This window comes from Pseudomonas sp. GGS8 (assembly GCF_024168645.1).
Lineage (GTDB): Bacteria > Pseudomonadota > Gammaproteobacteria > Pseudomonadales > Pseudomonadaceae > Aquipseudomonas.
On record NZ_JALJWF010000001.1, the window covers coordinates 4,459,808 to 4,477,861 of the forward strand.

General features: G+C 57.3%; 16 protein-coding genes and 1 pseudogene. 11 read left to right on the forward strand and 6 right to left on the reverse strand.

The features are described from left to right. Positions 1-126: 126 nt before the first annotated feature. Positions 127-1,701 carry a winged helix-turn-helix domain-containing protein gene (locus J3D54_RS20120; protein WP_253422004.1) on the forward strand — a complete coding sequence of 525 codons (1,575 nt, stop codon included), beginning with the start codon at positions 127-129 and terminating at the stop codon, positions 1,699-1,701. A 14-nt stretch (positions 1,702-1,715) separates the two neighbouring features. Beyond that, a complete protein-coding gene (locus J3D54_RS20125) occupies positions 1,716-3,149 on the forward strand; it encodes a mechanosensitive ion channel family protein (RefSeq protein WP_253422006.1) in 1,434 nt (477 codons plus the stop codon). A gap of 79 nt (positions 3,150-3,228) precedes the next feature. On the opposite strand, the gene J3D54_RS20130 is transcribed toward J3D54_RS20125, so the two are convergent. Then, positions 3,229-3,708 carry a VOC family protein gene (locus tag J3D54_RS20130; RefSeq protein ID WP_253422009.1) on the reverse strand — a complete coding sequence of 160 codons (480 nt, stop codon included), beginning with the start codon at positions 3,706-3,708 and terminating at the stop codon, positions 3,229-3,231. A gap of 152 nt (positions 3,709-3,860) precedes the next feature. On the opposite strand from J3D54_RS20130, the pseudogene J3D54_RS20135 reads away from it, so the two are divergent. Next, a pseudogene (locus J3D54_RS20135) lies at positions 3,861-4,010 on the forward strand (AsnC family transcriptional regulator); the annotation flags it as partial. A 133-nt stretch (positions 4,011-4,143) separates the two neighbouring features. Then, complete coding sequence (locus J3D54_RS20140; protein WP_253422011.1) at positions 4,144-5,127, forward strand: GlxA family transcriptional regulator; 984 nt, start codon at positions 4,144-4,146, stop codon at positions 5,125-5,127. A 25-nt stretch (positions 5,128-5,152) separates the two neighbouring features. On the opposite strand, the gene J3D54_RS20145 is transcribed toward J3D54_RS20140, so the two are convergent. Both J3D54_RS20145 and J3D54_RS20150 read right to left on the reverse strand, forming a co-directional pair. Beyond that, positions 5,153-6,610, reverse strand: a complete 1,458-nt coding sequence (locus J3D54_RS20145) for a sensor domain-containing diguanylate cyclase (RefSeq protein WP_253426667.1) — start codon at positions 6,608-6,610, stop codon at positions 5,153-5,155. A gap of 210 nt (positions 6,611-6,820) precedes the next feature. Next, a complete protein-coding gene (locus tag J3D54_RS20150; protein ID WP_253422013.1) occupies positions 6,821-8,059 on the reverse strand; it encodes an SGNH/GDSL hydrolase family protein in 1,239 nt (412 codons plus the stop codon). A gap of 109 nt (positions 8,060-8,168) precedes the next feature. On the opposite strand from J3D54_RS20150, the gene J3D54_RS20155 reads away from it, so the two are divergent. Together J3D54_RS20155 and J3D54_RS20160 are read left to right on the forward strand one after the other, a co-directional pair. Next, entirely contained in the window at positions 8,169-9,074 is a 906-nt protein-coding gene (locus tag J3D54_RS20155) for a LysR family transcriptional regulator (protein WP_253422015.1), read from the forward strand. Positions 9,075-9,201: 127 nt separating this feature from the next. Further along, positions 9,202-10,110 carry a helix-turn-helix domain-containing GNAT family N-acetyltransferase gene (locus J3D54_RS20160; protein WP_253426669.1) on the forward strand — a complete coding sequence of 303 codons (909 nt, stop codon included), beginning with the start codon at positions 9,202-9,204 and terminating at the stop codon, positions 10,108-10,110. 8 nt (positions 10,111-10,118) lie between these two features. Here J3D54_RS20160 and mug read toward each other — a convergent pair whose 3' ends face one another. Next, positions 10,119-10,625 carry a G/U mismatch-specific DNA glycosylase gene (gene mug, locus J3D54_RS20165; RefSeq protein ID WP_253422017.1) on the reverse strand — a complete coding sequence of 169 codons (507 nt, stop codon included), beginning with the start codon at positions 10,623-10,625 and terminating at the stop codon, positions 10,119-10,121. Between the two features lie 8 nt (positions 10,626-10,633). Then, on the reverse strand, positions 10,634-11,260 hold the full coding sequence (locus tag J3D54_RS20170) for a TetR/AcrR family transcriptional regulator (protein ID WP_253422019.1): 627 nt from the start codon (positions 11,258-11,260) through the stop codon (positions 10,634-10,636). Between the two features lie 259 nt (positions 11,261-11,519). Between J3D54_RS20170 and J3D54_RS20175 the strand changes: the two genes are divergently transcribed. The 5 genes from J3D54_RS20175 to J3D54_RS20195 all read left to right on the forward strand — a co-directional run bounded on the left by J3D54_RS20175 (position 11,520) and on the right by J3D54_RS20195 (position 17,640). Then, positions 11,520-12,647, forward strand: coding sequence for an HlyD family secretion protein (locus J3D54_RS20175; protein WP_253422021.1), 1,128 nt, complete (start codon positions 11,520-11,522; stop codon positions 12,645-12,647). Next, positions 12,647-14,131, forward strand: a complete 1,485-nt coding sequence (locus J3D54_RS20180) for a DHA2 family efflux MFS transporter permease subunit (RefSeq protein ID WP_253422028.1) — start codon at positions 12,647-12,649, stop codon at positions 14,129-14,131. Before J3D54_RS20175 ends, J3D54_RS20180 begins: the two co-directional genes overlap by 1 nt. Positions 14,132-14,150: 19 nt before the next feature. Further along, positions 14,151-15,641 (forward strand): efflux transporter outer membrane subunit, encoded by a 1,491-nt coding sequence (locus J3D54_RS20185; protein WP_253422029.1) that lies wholly within the window; start codon positions 14,151-14,153, stop codon positions 15,639-15,641. A 31-nt stretch (positions 15,642-15,672) separates the two neighbouring features. Further along, positions 15,673-16,623 (forward strand): aldo/keto reductase, encoded by a 951-nt coding sequence (locus J3D54_RS20190; protein ID WP_253422030.1) that lies wholly within the window; start codon positions 15,673-15,675, stop codon positions 16,621-16,623. A gap of 66 nt (positions 16,624-16,689) precedes the next feature. Then, a complete protein-coding gene (locus J3D54_RS20195; protein ID WP_253422031.1) occupies positions 16,690-17,640 on the forward strand; it encodes a LysR family transcriptional regulator in 951 nt (316 codons plus the stop codon). Positions 17,641-17,684: 44 nt separating this feature from the next. Here the strand turns inward: J3D54_RS20195 and J3D54_RS20200 are convergent, their stop codons facing one another. Further along, positions 17,685-17,957 carry a DUF2790 domain-containing protein gene (locus tag J3D54_RS20200; protein ID WP_253422033.1) on the reverse strand — a complete coding sequence of 91 codons (273 nt, stop codon included), beginning with the start codon at positions 17,955-17,957 and terminating at the stop codon, positions 17,685-17,687. Between the last annotated feature and the right edge of the window lie 97 nt (positions 17,958-18,054).

Genomic DNA, 18,054 nt, shown 5'->3' on the forward strand with positions numbered 1-18,054 from the left:
TCCATTGAATTTGGCTTGGCTATTTGTCCAGGAACCCGTGTTATAAATCACGTCGCCTGGCCGCCAATCGTCGGCCGGTAACCACGGGCATGTGCCCGGCGCGTGAGTACGGGACAGGAGCCCTGAATGCTATTGGTGTTTGATGACTGCGTGCTCGACCTGGACCGGCGAGAACTCCTTCGGGCCTCCCAGGTCGTTGCCACTGCGCCCCAGGTTTTCGACCTGCTGGTCTACCTGGCGCAGAACCGCGAGCACGTCGTCAGCAGGGACGATCTGATCAATGCGATATGGGCCGGACGAATCGTCTCGGAGTCGACCCTGGCCAGCCATATCAATGCGGTGCGCAAGGCGGTCGGCGATAACGGTCAGCAGCAGCGTGTGATTCGAACGGTGGCTCGCAAGGGATTCCGGTTCGTCGCCGAGGTCAAGCCGGTGGAGGACGTTGGCCTTCCCGGCACCGAGCCCGCCCCATCGGTTGCAGTTTCTGCACCCGAGCCGGCCCTGCCTGCCAAACCGTCCATCGCGGTCTTGCCGTTCGTGAACTTGAGCGGGGACGAAGAGCAGGACTACCTGGCCGACGGCGTGGTAGGGGACATCATCGCGGCGCTGTCGCAGTATCGCTGGCTGTTTGTCGTCGCGCGCAACTCGAGCTTTACCTACAAGACCCGTACGGTGGATGTGAAACAAGTCGGTCGCGAATTGGGCGTTCGCTATGTGCTGGAGGGCAGCTGGCGCAAGGCCAAAAATCGTGTGCGCATCACGGCCCAGCTGATTGATGCGACAACCGGGGCCCACCATTGGGCGGGCCGTTTCGAAGGTGTGCAGGGAGACATTTTCGAACTGCAGGACCAGATCACCGAAAGCGTGGTCGGCGCGATCGCGCCACAACTTGAGCGGGCGGAGATCGAACGTGCGAGGCACACGCCCACCGAAAGCCTCGACGCCTACGATTATTATCTGCGTGCAATGGCCAAGCTTCATCATGGCACCAGGGAGGCCATCGACCAGGCGCTGCCGCTCTTCCATAAGGCCATAGAGTTCGACGCGGATTTTGCATCGGCCTATGCGATGGCGGCCTGGTGTCATAGTTGGCGCAAAGCCAATCGCTGGATGACTGATCACTCACGGGAGGAAGCGGAGGGTATTCGACTCGCTCGCCGAGCGGTGGAGCTGGACAGGGGCGATGCGGTTGCTCTCACCCGAAGCGGCCATACGCTTGGCTATCTTGCTGGCGACCTCCGGGGTGGCATCGCATTGCTGGACAAGGCACTCATGCTCAATCCGAACCTCGCCGCCGCATGGTTCCTCGGCGCGTTCCTCAGGCTCTGGCACGGCGAAACCGATGCAGCCATCGAGTACTTCACGCACGCCATGCGGTTCAGCCCCCTCGACCCGGAACTGTATAGAATGCAAGCCGGAATGGCGGTCGCGAATCTCTTCGTGGGGCGCTTTGATACGGCGTCGTCATGGGCAGAGAAAGCGCTTCGGGATTTGCCAGGTTTTCTGTTGGCCGTCGCCATTCTCGCTGCGAGCCATGCGCTGGCCGGACGGATGGCCGAAGCGCGCTATGCGATGGACCATTTGCGTAAACTCGATCCTACGTTGCGCCTGTGCAATATCTCTGATTGGCTACCGATCCACCGGCCGGAGAATCTCGCCACGCTGGTGGATGGTCTACGCAGAGCGGGGCTGCCGGAATAAAGGAGAAATCATTGATGTTCACGTTCTTGCAGGCTCACCCCTTGATCTGCGCCGCCATCCTGATCGTGATTGAACTGGCGCTCTGGCAGTTCATTGGTGCCTCGCGGCGCAACCTGCGAATAGGCGTGCGCGTCAGTATTTTTGTGTTGTTCTGCTGGGTGATGCTGTCTGTCGGCATCAGCCCCTTGCAACCACCACTCTGGCCGGAGGATCCCGTACTGAACCTGATGGCCACGGTGTTGGGCATCAGCTGGTGGCTGTTTGCGGCCAGAGTACTGACCGTGATTCTGGGCAATGGCCTGATCTCTCGTGCCGGCCAAAGCGCTCGATTTCTCTACGATCTGATGGGGGCGTTGATTTTCCTGATTGGCATTGTCGGCGCAGCGGCCTATGTCTTGCAGCTGCCGGTCAAGGGCTTGCTGGCGACTTCCGGGGCGATGGCGATCATTATCGGTCTGGCGGTGCAAAGCACATTGAGCGATCTGTTTTCAGGGATCGTGATCAACACCACGAAGCCTTACCAACTGGATGACCAGATCTCCATTGATGGTACCGAGGGGAGGGTGGTTGAAATTGACTGGCGCTCGACGCATTTGATCACCGATATGGGCGGCATTGCGGTGGTGCCCAACTCTTTGGCAGCGAAAGCGCGAATTATCAATTTCAGTCGTCCCGGGAATGTACACGGGGTCAGTGTGATCGTTGCAGTGCCTAGCAGCGTGCGGCCGCGCCGCGTCATTGATGCGCTGGAAAAAACCTTGCGCGGGACCCAGGCGTTGTTGCCGGCGTTCTCCGCTAAAGTTTCGGTAAAAAGCTCTCACCTCGACTACACCGAATACGAACTCAAGGGTTTTATAGCGTCACAAAAGCACAAGACCGAAGTGTGCAACCTGATGTTCGACCTCGCCCATCGTCACCTCGAAGCCGCGGGTGTCGCCTGGGATGCCGGTCAGGAAAAACAGCCCTGGAATCGTCAACGCCAGTTGCTCGAAGACGTACGTATTTTCCGCTCGCTGAGCAGCGATGAGCGTGAACGGCTCGCCGGTGAAATGACCCCGGTGGACTATAAGGCCGATGAGGTGATTCTGGCTTTCGGTGAGGTTGCCGATTGCCTGATGATTATCAGCACCGGGGTGGTCTCCGTCTCGATTCACGACGGTGAAAAACTGATTGAGGCAATGCGTATGGGGCCGGGAGAGGTCATGGGCGAAGAGGGGATTCTCGCCGCAGGTCCTTCGCGAGGAGAGTTTCGCAGTATCACCAGTGGCCGGCTTTTCAGGATTGAAAAAACCACGCTCGACAACCAGTTGGAGCACCTCAGTGATTTGAAATCTGCCCTGAGCACTCTACAAGATCAGCGCCTGGAAATCCGTCAGACCGTGGTCATGCAAAAGCCTGTGGAGATCAAGAAGAGCGGGTTGTTACACTGGTTGCTGCAGAGGAAGTGAAAGACGTCAGCGCGAGGGCGGGGCATCTGGAGCAGCCAGCATTCGACCTCTCTAAACGCCCAGCCCCAAGCCGCGCTGGTTAATGCCTTAGAGCCGCTTGGATCGCAGCGATGTCGACCTTTGTCATTCCCATCATGGCGTCGAACGCGCGCTTGGCTGCTGCCCGATCAGGATTGGCTATCGCGCAGGTCAGGACGCGTGGCGTGATCTGCCACGACAGTCCCCACTTGTCCTTGCACCAACCGCATACATTTTCCTGGCCGCCGTTTCCGACAATCGCGTTCCACAAACGGTCGGTTTCGGCCTGGTCGTCGGTCGCCACCTGAAACGAGAAAGCCTCGTTGTGCTTGACCCCCGGCCCGCCGTTCAGCCCAAGACAAGGGATGCCCATCACCGTGAACTCCACCGTCAAGACGTCGCCCTGTTTGCCCGCTGGATAGTCGCCAGGCGCGCGAAGGACGGCTCCCACGGCGCTGTCCGGAAACGTCTCGGCGTAAAACGTCGCAGCGTCCAGCGCGGTGCCGTCGTACCAGAGACAAATCGTGTTCTTGCTGATCATCTTGGTTCTCCAGAGTTGGGACAGGTACGTGGATTCTAGCAGTGCAGGCAACCGCATATTCCTGATCTACGCTACAGGGCAGAACCGAGCGGCCTGTCTATGAGGTTGGGTTATGTCTGAGGACAATTATGGGCGCAGCAGGACAAGTATTTTCTTACGTAATCCTGGGTTATCGCGCACAACTCGCCCCCAGCGCACTCGGCTTTAACTTCACGGCAATGGTGTTTGCGACGCTTCGCGAGGGCGATCAGCGGGCGGTTGAAGCATTCGAGGTTGCGCTTCAGGAGATACCCCAAATAGTCGGCTTTCAACTGGCTTGATCGGTCGCAGAATGGTGCTAGGGCTTTTTGCGCTTCTGCAGTTAGCATTAGGCTTTATCTACGCAGTCACCGAGTGGGTCGAACTTTGATTGAACGACGCCAATTTAGCGGAGGCATGAAGGGGAAAAATCTCCGCTATCTGAATGAAAACCCTGATGAGCCTGCTCGAATGACCCGAGCAGGCTTTGTGCTGCTCGAGCATTTCTCGTTGCCTGCGTTCACCCAGGCACTGGACACCATTGTCACCGCGAATCTTCTACGACCCAGGTTGTTCTCTTCGCGAACGTTCGGCTTGAGCGATGGCGAGGTCATCAGCGATCTGGGTCTGGTCATTCGGCCGGATGCACGTCTGGATGCTTCAGCCATTCACGATCTGGATCTGCTGGTCATTTGTGGCGGCTACAGGACAGCGCTCAAGGCTAATGATGAGTTCATCAGCCTGTTGCGAACGGCGGCGGACCAGGGTGTCAGTCTGGCCGGGTTGTGGAATGGCGCATGGTTCCTGGGCAGCGCAGGTTTGCTCGATGGGTATCGTTGCGCCATTCACCCCGAACATCGCCCCGCACTCGCGGAAATCTCCAAGGCGACACAGGTCACCAGCGAGCCCTACGTCATTGATCGTGACCGCCTCACGGCTTCCAGCCCTTCGGGGGCATTCCATATGGCGCTGGACTGGATCAAGGGCCTGCACGATAAAGCCCTCGTCGAGGGGATCGAGGACATTCTGGCGTTCGAGGAGTCTCGTTACCGGCGCATCAAACCGGCTGAAAATATCTGTGTGAGCGCGCCCTTGCGCGAGGTGGTCAAGCTGATGGATGCCAACCTCGAAGAGCCTCTGGAGCTGGAGCAACTGGCGGTCTATGCCGGCCGTTCCCGGCGACAACTGGAGCGTTTATTCAAGGAACAACTCGGTACAACGCCGCAGCGGTATTACATGGAGCTGCGCATCACCGAAGCGCGGCGACTGCTGCAGCACACAGAACTGTCCCAGGTAGACGTGTTGGTGGCCTGTGGTTTCGTGTCGCCCAGTCATTTCAGCAAGTGCTATAGCTCGTACTTCGGGTACAGACCCTCCAAGGAAAAGCGGCTCGTCAAATAAACTCAGTCAAGGCGCTCCTACAGCCTTATCCGGCCTCGATCAAAGACAAGCAGGCAGTCTGATTCCGGCCTGAGCGTTTTGCCAGGTACAGTGCCGAGTCCGCCTGTGTCAGCAGGTGTTTATATTCGGCAGTCTCCGGTATGCAGGTATGAACCCCTAAACTGACGGTCACCCGTCTGGCGAGGTTGCCATCGTGTGTAATGGCAAGGTTCAGCACCGCGAGCCTGATGTCTTCGGCAATGGAGTAGGCACCTTTGGCATCTGTATCAGGTAGCAATAGTGCAAACTCTTCGCCACCGTACCGCGCGGCTAAATCGGATGGCCTGTGAATGCATTGCGCAATTGCCTGTGCAACGGAAGCGATGCAATGGTCGCCGGCAATGTGCCCGTATTGATCGTTGAAGCTTTTAAAATAATCAATGTCGAGCATTATCAAACTGATCGCAGATTGATGTCTTACCGCGCGAAGCCATTCCTGTTGCAAGCTGTTTTCGAGGTGGCGTCGGTTTGCAAGTCCGGTGAGAGCATCCTGCAATACCAGTTTTTCCAGGGCTGCCCGGGTCTGCTTCAAATGATTTTCTACCGAGACGCCGTAACGTATTTTCTTGATGAGCAAGAGACCGACGAGAAGGTTCACCAGCAGCACTGCGCCAATCATTAATGCCATCTTGATTGTTCCGGTTTTCCACTCGGCAAAAATGGCTTCCCGTGAATTGGCGGCAGCGACGACCAACGGATATTTTTGAAGCAGTCTGTAGCCGAAGAGTCGATCAACGCCATCGATAATCGATTTGATCATGACGGTATCAGCCGGAGACTTGGGTAAATAGATGGAAAATATTTCCCCTTTGGCTAGCGATGCACCGATAAATTCTTCAGCAAAAGGCCGCCTGGCGATTATCGTTCCGTCGGGAAGGGCCAGGAAAATGGCGCCTTTGCGGTCAATGGAGAACGTTGAGAAGAACTTATCAAAGTAGGCCATTTTGATCGTGGCCAGCGCGACACCCTTAAAATGGCCTTCGCTATCGTTGACTCGTCGGGAGAACGGAATAATCCATTCTCCGGTCGTGCGGCTGCGTATGGCCCGGCCGATGCGAGGCGACAGGGTTACGTTGTTTTTGTGAAAGATGAAGTAGTCACGATCGGCATTGTTGGGGGCTTCAGGTTTCGAGTCGAACGAAGTCAGGATCCAGTTGCCGTTTTCATCATAGTAAAAAAGGCCGTGCAACTGCTCGGTGGTAAAGACTCTGCGCTTAAGCAGTTTTTGCGTTTTGTCGAGCTGTTGGGCGCTTGGATTGTCTTTTATTCTGTCGATCAGTTCATCCAGGATCAGGTTGGCTTCATCAAACGTATCAGTCGCTTGTTGGGCTATCGACCACGTCAAATTGCCTGACACCCGTTTTGCTTGTGAGAGTTCATAGGCTTTACTTTGGGCGGCTTGAAGCCAGTAAATACTAAGTATCGAAAGGGTGACTAAAGCCATGAACACGACGGAGATCGCTGTTGCCGGCAGTCTTCTCGATTGCAATGGTGGCTGGCGGGTCTTGTCTTCGGAGCGGTTTTCCACAAAAACCCCTAGGATGAATTTCGACTACCTTATCTGCTGATCTCCATCGGTGCCAACAGTTCATGTCATTCTCGAACTTCGGGCAATTCAAGATCCCTATGGGCTTTCACGTTTTGTTCTAAACGGCTAGATCAGCGTTTTCAGGTCGATAACCTCGGCCATCGCCTTGTTGCCGGCATCGCCGGGATGTAAGTGATCCCCAGAGTCAATGGGCGGCAGTAAGCGACTTGGGTGTTCAGGGTCACGGGTCATAAGGTCGAAGTCGATCACGGCATCGAATGCGTGGCTGGTACGTATCCAGTCATTAACTGCCTGGCGCAGTTGTTCTTTCTCCGCGTTGTGATAATTCTTCACGGTCGTTCCATCCAGAGCGCCTTCGACCGGCATCAGGGTTGTTCCAATGATGCGAATATTGTTCTGGCGCGCTTGATCGATCAGTTGCCGATAGCCCGCAATCAACTGTTCCTTGGCTGGCAGGTGTTCGTTCGGCGCGAAGGAGGAGCCCGGCCAACTGATGTCATTGATGCCGAGCATCACAATCACCGTTTTTACCCCAGACTTGCCGAGTACGTCGCGCTCGAAACGCTTCAGCGCGCTGGCACCCATGCCATCTTCAAGTAGGCGAGCCCCGGATATCCCTGCGTTGAGCACCGCGAGCTTGCGCGTGGTCAAGCGTTGAGCGAGGAAGTCCGGCCAGCGTCGATTGCTGTCCAGGGTCGAGCCATTGCCATCGGTAATCGAGTCGCCGAGTACCACCAGGGCGCGGGTGTCGACCGGTGTATCCACCAAAATGTCGCTGAGAAACAGCCGCGCCTCCACCTGCTCGCTGCCTTCCAGTCGCTGAGCGTCGACGTGTTTGCCGGGGGCGATAAATGCGGTTTGTTTGCCATCCCAATGGAAGGTCGTCAACGGCGTGTGTTGCGGCAGATAAAGAGAGATCGCGAGCTCACTGAGTGCCGGCACCGCCAGTTCTATCGGGTCACTGATCCGCGTTTCACCCGCAGCGAGGGTGACCTGTTCCTGATCGCTGAACTTCAGGGGATGCCCGGAGCCTGCGTGAATGCGATCGACACCCTCAACTAAGGCGATACGCGCGGCACCGATGACCAGCGGTTGCTTGCCATATTCGTTGGAAACCACCACCCGTACCCGGCTGCCGCCGCTGCTGATGCGCACCTTCTGGTGAAGGGTGCTGTCGGTCAGCGCTTCAGGAGTTCGCGTGGGCAGCGGTAATTCGTTGCCCCAGGTGGGTTGAGGGCTGGCCATCCAGGTGGTGACCCAATTTTCCGCCGCCATGACAGGGCTTGCGGCAAGCAGGGCAGTCAGGGCGAGAGGCAGCGGGATTCTTGAGTGAAAGGCTTTCATTCAGGTGTCTCCTTGGGCGGTGATGGTTCATGAAGGCCAGATTGGTCTATTCAAAATGCGTGTGCTAGAAGGGTAAACCGCATACAGCCCATTCCTGAATCGAATACCCATGGACAGTCTTAAAGCAATGCACTGTTTCGTCCGCGCCGTTGAGCTTGGAAGCCTGTCGTCAGCCGCCCGTGAATTGGGCAGCACTCAGCCCACCGTCAGCAAATTGGTCGCCGCCCTGGAAAAACAATTGGGGGCCCGGTTGCTGATTCGAGGCACTTCCGGGCTGATACCTACTGAACCGGGAAAGCGTTTTTACGAGCGTGCCAAAGGCGTGCTGGAGGAGTACGGCGAGGCCGTTGCGGATGTGCGTGGCCTGACCGAACGGCCCGAGGGGTTACTGCGCGTCAACGTTCCGGTCAGCCTCGGCGTGTTGCGTTTGAATGCGTTGCTGTTGTCGTTCATGGCGCAGTACCCGGCCATTGAAGTGGAGCTGATCCTCAATGATCGTTTCGTCGACCTCACTGAAGAAAACGTCGACCTGGCCCTGCGCCTGGGGGGCAGCCTGCCACCGAATGCCGTCGCCCGGCGCATAGCGACTTCACCGCGCTACCTGGTGGCCGCGCCTGAATACCTGCGCAAACATTCCCCGTTGAAAACCCCGGCAGACTTGAGCGAACACAACTTCCTGCGTTTTGCATGGTTGACCGCGGGCGACCGTCTGGAGCTGACCGGCCCCCTTGGTGAACAGGTCAGCGTCACGACTCAGGGGCGTTATCGAACCAACAGCTCATTGGCCATTCGCGACGGTCTTCTGCAGGGCGCCGGGCTTTGCATCACGCCGGCCTGGCTGGTCAGCGACCTGCTTGAAAGCGGGCAGTTGGTACGTGTGCTGCCCGACTGGAGCGGCCCGTCGAACGACGCGTTTCTGATCTATCCCGAGCGCCGCTACCGCCCCTTGCGTACACGTTTATTCATGCAGTACCTGGCCGAGCGGGTGGCGCAGCTACCAGGCTTCATGCCTTAACCGGCAGCCGTCAATTGACGTTTATTTGGTTGTGCTATACAACTAAATAAACGTTTTGTTCGAGGTGCTTGCCGTGACCCATTCCCAATCAGACCTGATTGACCAAGTCCGTTCGGCGTCGCGTCTCATGGTGCGCGAGTTGGGGTTCATGCAAGCCACGCTGGCGGCGACGGACTATCCGCCCTCATCCGTGCATACGATCGTGGAGATCGGGAATCGGGAATCGCTGACGGCAGGGGAGCTTGTGGAGCTTCTCGGTCTGGAAAAATCCAGCGTGAGCCGGATGGTGCGCAAGCTCATTGAGGCCGGCGAGCTCGAAGAAATTGCGCATGAGGAGGATGCGCGCTCCAAGAAGCTGCGACTCACGGCACAGGGCCAGAAAACCCTGCGAGACATCGAGTCGTTCGCCAGGCAACAGGTGGGCGCTGCCATGACTTACCTGACGAACGAGCAACAGCAGGCAGTGAGTGAGGGAATCGCCAACTACTCCATGGCCCTGAAAGCCCATCGACTCGGTACAGCGCCGCCGCCCGCGCCGCAGCTGGACATCGCTCGGGGCTACCGACCCGGAATCATCGGCCGCATCGTGCGAATGCATGCTGACTACTACGTCAGGCATTCGAATTTCGGCCAGCCATTCGAAAGTCTGGTTGCATCAGACATGGCGGAGTTGATGGGGCGTTTGCACAACCCACGCAACGAAGTCTGGGTGGCTCTGGATGGCGAGCGAATTGTCGGCTCCATCGCGATAGACGGCGAAGGAGAGGGCGGCGAAGCGATTCTGCGCTGTTTCATTCTTGATGACTCGGCGCGAGGCAAGGGCGCGGGCAAACGCTTATTGGCCGAAGCGATAAAGTTCTGTGACGAGCACGGCTTTTGCGCGACGCGGCTTTGGACGTTCAAAGGTCTGGATGTGGCTCGTAAACTGTATGAAGACTTCGGTTTTAAATTGGACCAGGAGCAAGAGGGGCAGCAGTGGGGGGCAACGGTTATCGAGCAGTGTTTTGTGCGACCTGGCCCGGCCGCGCAAGCTTGAGCCAGTCTTTAGCCTGCCGCTAAATGGAGTTGGCGATACGCATCCACCAGTTGATCTTGCGTGAACGCGCGATTTCGCCCGCTGGGATTGGGCAGGACCCATACCGAGGCATCACCAAACGTCTTTGACTGAAGCCCCCACGTAATTTCCCGTTGACCGGATAACGCGCTATACGCAGCTTTGCCGAGAAACGCTACAAAACGTGGCGCATAGCGTGCGATCTTTTGTTCAAAATCCGCGGCGGCAGCGGTGAATTCATGCACTGACAGTTGGTCCGCTCGCGCCGTAGGCCGTTCAACCACGGCTGTTAATCCACACTGATATTGCAAGATCGTCCGGTCGTTTTCCGGGCGCACCTCTGTAGGCGTAAAGCCGGCGAGATGGAGTGTGCGCCAGAAGCGATTGCCTCGACCCGCAAAATGATGGCCCTGGGCGGCGGCACTCGCGCCCGGATTAATGCCACAAAAAATCACCGCAAGCTGTTCGGTGAGAATGTCTTCGAGTCCTTCACCCACCCTGCACCTCATACACCGCACATCACGTTGACCGCATTGCGCACAAGCTCCGTCAATTCCGCTCGGGATTTGCCCGCCCGTGCCCGTACCGAAATGCTATGCAGCAGGGATGACGCGAGTACGGCGAGGGCGGCTGGGTCGACATCGTCTTTCAACTCACCGGCGCTGACTGCCACACGCAGACGTGTTTCGAGGTCGGCATCGAGCCGGCTGAGCCGGTCCGAAAGAATCTCTCGTATTGCAGAATCCTCGACGGCTTCGGTCGTCGCCGTGCCAATCGCAAAGCAGCCACGCGGTTGCCCCTCGCCCGAGAAGTAGATCGACAACTGCCCCTCATAGAAGCGCATCAGCGCCTGCTTCAATGTCAGGTCATTGTCCGTAAGCGCCTCCTGCATGGCCGCGGAGGCAGACTCCCAATACTGCTCAAGCGCCTTGATGTAGAGCGCGTGCTTGTCACCGAATGCCGCATAAAGGCTGGGGCGATTCATGCCGGCTGCCGTGGCGATGCTGTCCAGGGAAGCGCCGGAATATCCGGTACTCCAAAAAACCCCAAGTGCCTGCTGCAGCGCTGTCTGCGGGTCATATGCGCGGGGGCGGCCTCGGCCTTTGCCCTCTGTAATCTTTTTTTGTGCCATATCGTACAAAATCCTTGAATGCGGATGGGTTGCTCTATATTCTTACATCATCGCACAAAATTAAGGAACCAGAAGTTCCTGAATTCAGGTTTGTTGTGGCGGAGCTCGAACTGGGTGTTGCAGCGACGAAACCGGTGCGGTGGAGCGATCCTCCCTGACCGTGCACGGGTTTGCTTTCTCACAGCAATTTTTGACATCAGGGCTGCAGGCGATTCTCGCAGGTGCTGGCCCGATTTCCCGGTTAAAGGTGTATTCGATCATGACTAAACAGTTCGACATCCCGGCTACGCAGACCTTCGAGCACGCAAGGCCCGACGCGCCGATCAAAAAACCGTTCAAGCAGAAATTGCGGCCATTGCTGATTGTGGGTTTGCCGGTGCTCTTCGCAGCGCTGGGTTACGCCCGCTATCAAGCAGGCGAGGCCTTCATTTCGACCGATAACGCTTATGCCCGAGTGGCGAAGGCGTCGATCAACGCGCGCATTTCCGGACAAGTCGTCGAAATCGCGGTCGAGGACAATCAACCGGTTCACAAAGGCCAGATGCTGTTTCGGATCGACCCGAAACCGTTCCAGATCGCGGTTGACCGTGCGCAAGCACAACTGAGCGTGGCGCGGCTGCGCATCGATGGGCTCAAAGCCAGTTACCGGCAGCAGCAGGCTGAACTGCAATCGGCCAAAGAGTCGGCCGATTTCGATCAGCGCGAGTTTGCCCGCAAGAAAGCGCTGGTGGCCACCGAGTTCGTCTCGCGGGCGATTTATGAGCGTGCTGACACCGACCTTAAAGTTGCCCGGCAACGCATCGCGTCGATCGAACAACAGATCGCCAGCACGGTTGTCGCGTTGAACGGTAATCCAGACATCGAAGCCGATAACCACCCGACGGTTCGTGAGGCCAAGGCGCAGTTGGACGAGGCCCAGCTCTACCTCTCGTACACGACGGTGTATGCGCCGGACGATGGCATCGTGGCCAAGGTCGACGATTTGCAGGTTGGCAACTACGTCAACAACGGTGCGCCGGCGTTTGCGTTGTTGTCGGATCGGCAGATTTGGGTCGAGGCCAACTTTCGCGAAACGCAGGTGACCCACATGCGTCCAGGCCAGGAAGCAACCATCAGTATCGATACCTATCCTGATCACGTTTTCAAAGCCCACGTAACCAGCATGAGCCCTGGTGCCGGATCGGACTTCGCCTTGCTGCCACCCGAAAATGCCACCGGCAACTGGGTCAAGGTTGTCCAGCGGGTACCGGTGCGCCTCGAACTCGATGAGGCCGACCCTGCGTTTCCGCTTTTCTCGGGCACCAGCGCCACGGTCAAGGTCGATACCGGGTATCACACGCCATGGTGGCATCCGCTCAAGGCGCTGTTGACCGCAGGTAACTTCTGATGAACGCCAACCTTGCCGGACCTCAAGGTGCGGGAACATTAAGGTTCGCCGCGCTGCTCGCCACTTACATGCAGTCGGCGAACCTGCCGTTGCCGAATGCGGTACTCAGGTTTATCCAGGGCAGCCTGTCGATGACTGATGACCAAGCAGGCTGGGTATTCACCTCGTACCTTGCAGCGAGCGCTATCACCATGCCGGTTGCGCAGTGGCTCGCCGGGCGTTATGGCTTGAAGCGGGTTTATCAAGCGGCGCTGGCCTTCTTCGTCCTTGGCTTGCTGCTCGCCACGGCTGCGACGACACCGCTGGAATTCGTCGGTGCGCGGATTATCCAAGGCCTGGCGAGTGGCGTGCTGGCGCCGCTGTCGATGGCGATTTCAATGGAGACGTTGCCACTGGAGAAGCGTGCGAAATTTGGCGCGACGTGGACGGCAATCGTGCTCTTGGGCATCGTCAGCGGCCCGAGCATCGGTGGTTGGGTCGGCGAGCATTTCGGCTGGCGCCCGATCTTCTACATCAGTCTTCCGCTGTCGGCATTCATCTTTCTGGTGATGGCGCTTTTGCTTGCCGAGAAGAAGGCAGAGCAACGTCCGTCGTTCGACTTCTTCGGCTTCGGCAGCTTCACGCTGGGGTTGATCAGCCTGCAAATGTTGCTCGACCGCGGTGAACGCCTGGACTGGTTTGCCTCGACCGAAATCTGGCTGGAGGCGGCGGGCTGCGCGTTGGGGCTCTACCTGTTCGCGGTGCATCTGTTGAGCAAGCAGGTGCATTTCCTCAACAAGCGTCTGTTCAAGGACCGCAACTTTGTACTGTCGACGATTATCTTTTTCGCCGTCGGTTTCGTGCTGTTGTCGACCATGGCACTGACGTCGCCGATGCTGGACGAGATTCTCGGCTACCCGCCTGATGCGACAGGTTCGCTGACGATACCGCGTGGTGTAGGGCTGGTAGGTGCGTTCCTGCTGATGGGCCGTGTTCCCGAGCGTTTCGACCGTCGGTTGTTCGTGGCGATTGGCGTGGCCATGGTGATTTACGCCAACTGGTTGATGCTCGGTTATTCGCCGTTGATGGACTGGTCGCCGGTGGCGATCGCCGGGGCAATCCAGGGGATTGGCATCGGCATCTTGATGCCGTCGCTCACCAAGATCGCGTTCAGCACGCTCGACCCCAAGTTACGCCCGGAAGGCACCGGTTTTTTCAATCTGTCGCGTGTTTACGGGAGCACCCTCGGCGTTGCGATCGTGCAGATTGTCTTCTTCAACAATACGCAAGCGATGCACCTGGCACTGGTCAGCCATCTGACGCCTTATCGCGGCGTTGCGCATGCCGCGCCGATGTCCCTGCAAGCACTGGCGGGGCTTAATGAAATGATCACCGGCCAGGCGGCTTTTATCGCGGTGATCGACCAGTTCAAGCTGTTGATGGTGGTGATGCTGGTGGTCAGTCCACTGGTTGTCTTTCTTCGCAAGCCCGTTCCGACCAACTAGTTTTTGTGGAGTTCGCCCAATGAAATCCAATGCACGTTTCATCAACAGACAGACGTTCAAAACCACGTTCGGTGCGGTGTCGGTACTTGTGTTTCTGACGGCCTGCACCGTCGGCCCCGACTATCAAATGCAGCCGCCGAGCCTGTCGCAGCACTACGACCAACAGGCCGAGCAGCGTCTCGGCCAGAGCGGCAACCAGCCTGGCGAGCAACACATCAATCTTGGCCAAAAGGTCAGCGGTGACTGGTGGAGGGCCTTCCATTCGCAAAAGCTCGACAAGGTTGTACGTCGCGCCATCGAGGGCAATCTTGAACTCGTGGCGGCGGATGCCACGATCCGGCAAGCAGCCTCCTCGGTTGCGGCGGCGGAGGGTGCACTTTATCCGCAGGTCGACTTTGGTGCTCAGGCGGGTCGCCAGCGGGTACACAACGCGAAAGCGCCTTCGATTTCCAATTTCTACGCGATCGGGCCGCGGGTCGGTTTCGACCTTGATGCGTTTGGCGGTAACAAGCGGCGGGTCGAGCAGCAGCAAGCGTTTGCCGATTTTCAGAAGCACCGATACGAAGCGGCGTACCTGACCCTGACGGGGAATGTCGCCAGCCAGGCGTTGTTGGTGGCGTCTGCCAACGCGCAGATGGCAGCCGTCGAAAAGTTGCTCGCCAATGACGCCAAGAACCTCGACCTGGTGCGCAGGGCACACGCCAGTGGCGTCACCACGCAGATTGACGTTTCGCTGGCCGAGACCCGGCTGGCTCAGGACCGCACACTGTTACCGCCCCTCGCTCAGCAACGTGATGCCGCGCGTCATGCGCTGTCGATTCTCACCGGCAAAGGCCCCGGCGACTGGATCGCGCCGGACTTCGATTTTGCCGAGTTCGTATTGCCGGCCAACGTGCCAGTGAGTGTGCCTTCGGAAATGGCTCACGGTCGACCGGACGTACTGCAAGCAGAGGCCGAACTGCACATGGCCAGCGCCGCAGTCGGGGTCGCGACCGCGAACCTCTATCCCCATGTAACGCTGTCCGCGTCGCTGGTACAGGCGGCTTCCGGCAATGGCGGTGCGGCGCTCTGGGGCTTCGCAGCGGGGCTGGCGGGGCCGATCTTCGATGGCGGAACGCTCAAGGCTGAACGTCAGGCTGCCGTCGACGGCTACAAGGCGACACTCGCCGGCTATCAGCAGACCGTCATTCAGTCGTTCGGCCAGGTCGCGGACTCGTTGCAGGCGATCAACCATGACGCCGAGCAAAATCTGGCGCAGGAAGACGCGTTGCGCGCTGCTGAAACCAGTTCTCGGTTGAACCAGCAAGCCTATGCGCAAGGCGAGAACAGCATTCTCCAGGTGCTGGAAGCGGAACGTGCCTATGAGCAAGCGTTGTTGGGGCAAATCCGGGTGAAGACTGCGCAGTATCTCGACACGGTGCAGCTGTATGTAGCACTCGGTGGGAATTCGGTGGGCGCGTTTGAGCAACGGGTTGCCAGTCGCGAAGCACAGAACCCTTCGTATCAATAACGGCTACGGCCCCGAGCATTGGAATCAAGAAATGTCTTACGAACCTTTTTACGATGCGCTTCGCGATACCCGATTTGCGCTGAACCACGGCTCTGGTGAAATACCGGCCGTTGGGTTTGGCACGCTGTTCAGCGACCTCAGCGTCACCACACAAGCGGTCAAAGACGCGCTTGAAGCGGGCTTTCGTCATTTCGATTGTGCGGAGCGCTATCGCAATGAGGAGCGTGTCGGCGTTGCGTTACAAGAAGTGCTGGAGGCGGGCAAGATCGGCCGGGAGGACGTGTTCATTACCACCAAACTGTGGAACACCAACCATCGTCCCGAGCGAGTCAAACCTGCTTTTGAGGCCAGTTGCCGGCGCCTTCAAGTGGACTCTATCGACTGCTACCTGATCCATACGCCGTTTGCTTTTCAACCTGGCGAGAATCAGGACCCGAGAGACGAACAGGGTCGAGTTATCTATGACTCCGACGTGACACTGATCGAGACCTGGAGAGCACTTGAACACTTGGTGGATGAAGGCCGCTGCAAGTCCATCGGCTTGTCGGATATCACGTTGGAAGCGTTAAAAGAGATTGTGGCAGTGGCCCGGATCAAACCTGCCGTGGTGCAGGTCGAGTCCCACCCTTATCTGCCGGAATGGGAACTGCTTGAGTTCTGCAAACAGCATGGAATCATCCTCCTTGCGTTCGCGCCACTGGGGCATGGCATGGAGCCGAAAGTGTTGGAAGATCCGGTGATGACAGGGATCGCCAAGCGCTTGCAGAAAACCCCGGCTCAAGTGGCATTGGCCTGGTCTGTACAACGGGGCGTTGCTTTTCTGACCACGTCCGCTACACCAAGCCATATCAAGGAAAACTTCGATATTCCCACCCTGCCGCATAGGGCGATGCTTGAGATCAAGGAAGATATTACGACCAGGGTACGATTCAACTCGGTAGTGGAAACCGGTGTGCCTGGATTTATTCCACGGAAGAAGTGACACATAACGAGAAGGGCGGTCTTCTGTAAGGCCGCCCCTGTTATCCATGCCCTTGAGGTGAAAACGATGGACGTTTTCCAAACCATGCGTTTTTTCATTACGGTTGCCCAGAGCGGCAGTTTTACCGCGGCAGCCGAGCTATTGGACACCACGACAACCAACGTCTCCAAAGCCGTTTCCAGTCTGGAGGCCAGGCTTCAAACCCGTCTGATTAACCGCACCACCCGACGCCTGGCGTTGACCGAAGCCGGGGCGCGCTATCTGCAACGATGCGAGAGGATTCTGGAGGAGGTACGTGAAGCCGATGAGGAAGCAGGGACCGCTCACGTCATGCCCGTTGGCAGGCTCAAGATTCACGCGATGGGAGCCATCGGTAATCATTACGTGATCGATGCCATTGCCAGGTATAGAGAGACTTATCCCTCGGTCACGTTTGATTTGACACTGACCAATCGGCTACCTGACTTGCTCGAAGAGGGGTATGACATATCGATTGTTTTAGCGCGCGATCTTCCCGATTCAGGCTTTGTCGCTCAGCGACTCGGCACCACTTACAGTATTCTCTGCGCCTCGCCAGCGTACCTGAAGAAACGCGGGATCCCCGATTCTCCGGGAGCTCTTTGCTCACATGATTGTTTGAGGATTGTTAATACGGTCATGCCGGTTGAAAACTGGGCATTCGAGGGGCCCGAAGGCGTGGAGACCGTCAACATTCCATTGTCTCCCTTTCACGTCAATACCGCCGATGCCATGACCGTGGCCATAAAGAATGGGATGGGTATCGGTATTCAGCCTATTGTCTCTGCTGTCGACGGACTCAGGGCCGGCACGTTAGTGCGCGTACTGCCGGAGTATCATTTTGAAGAGTTTAATTTATTTGCAATTTACCCATCACGAAAGTTCGTGGATGCAAAAATAAAGACATGGGTAGAGTTTCTTAAAGATTACATTCCAGGCTTATTGGCATCCGATGAAAAAATAGTGGGCTCACCCCAAAAAAATAACAAAGTTCGCTAGTGCTGCAGGCATGGAGTGTCGACCCTCCATCGCCCGCACAGTACTCAACCGTTTGAACATCCAGTGCCCATGACTTGATATTGCATGACATGCTGTTGGTCGTGAGAGTCTTCGTACGTCATTTGCACTGAGACCGGTTTGCACTCGTCTGGAATCGCGGTGAGGTTAATGACTTTCTTAATGTCGAGCTTCGTTTCGTACGTGTAGGTTTCAACAGGTGTTTTGCTGGTCGCGTTAGTGGAATGACCGTCGTCTGCAAAGGCGTGTGCGCCCAGGCTGGCAAGAGCAAGAACAACCGCAATTTTTAAAGTTTTCATTATCTTCACCGTATCGTCCAAGGTTTACTCTGGGGCCGAGATGATCGTAAAACTCATCTCGGATTTTCGAGTGGCTACCTCGTGAGCTAATGGACAC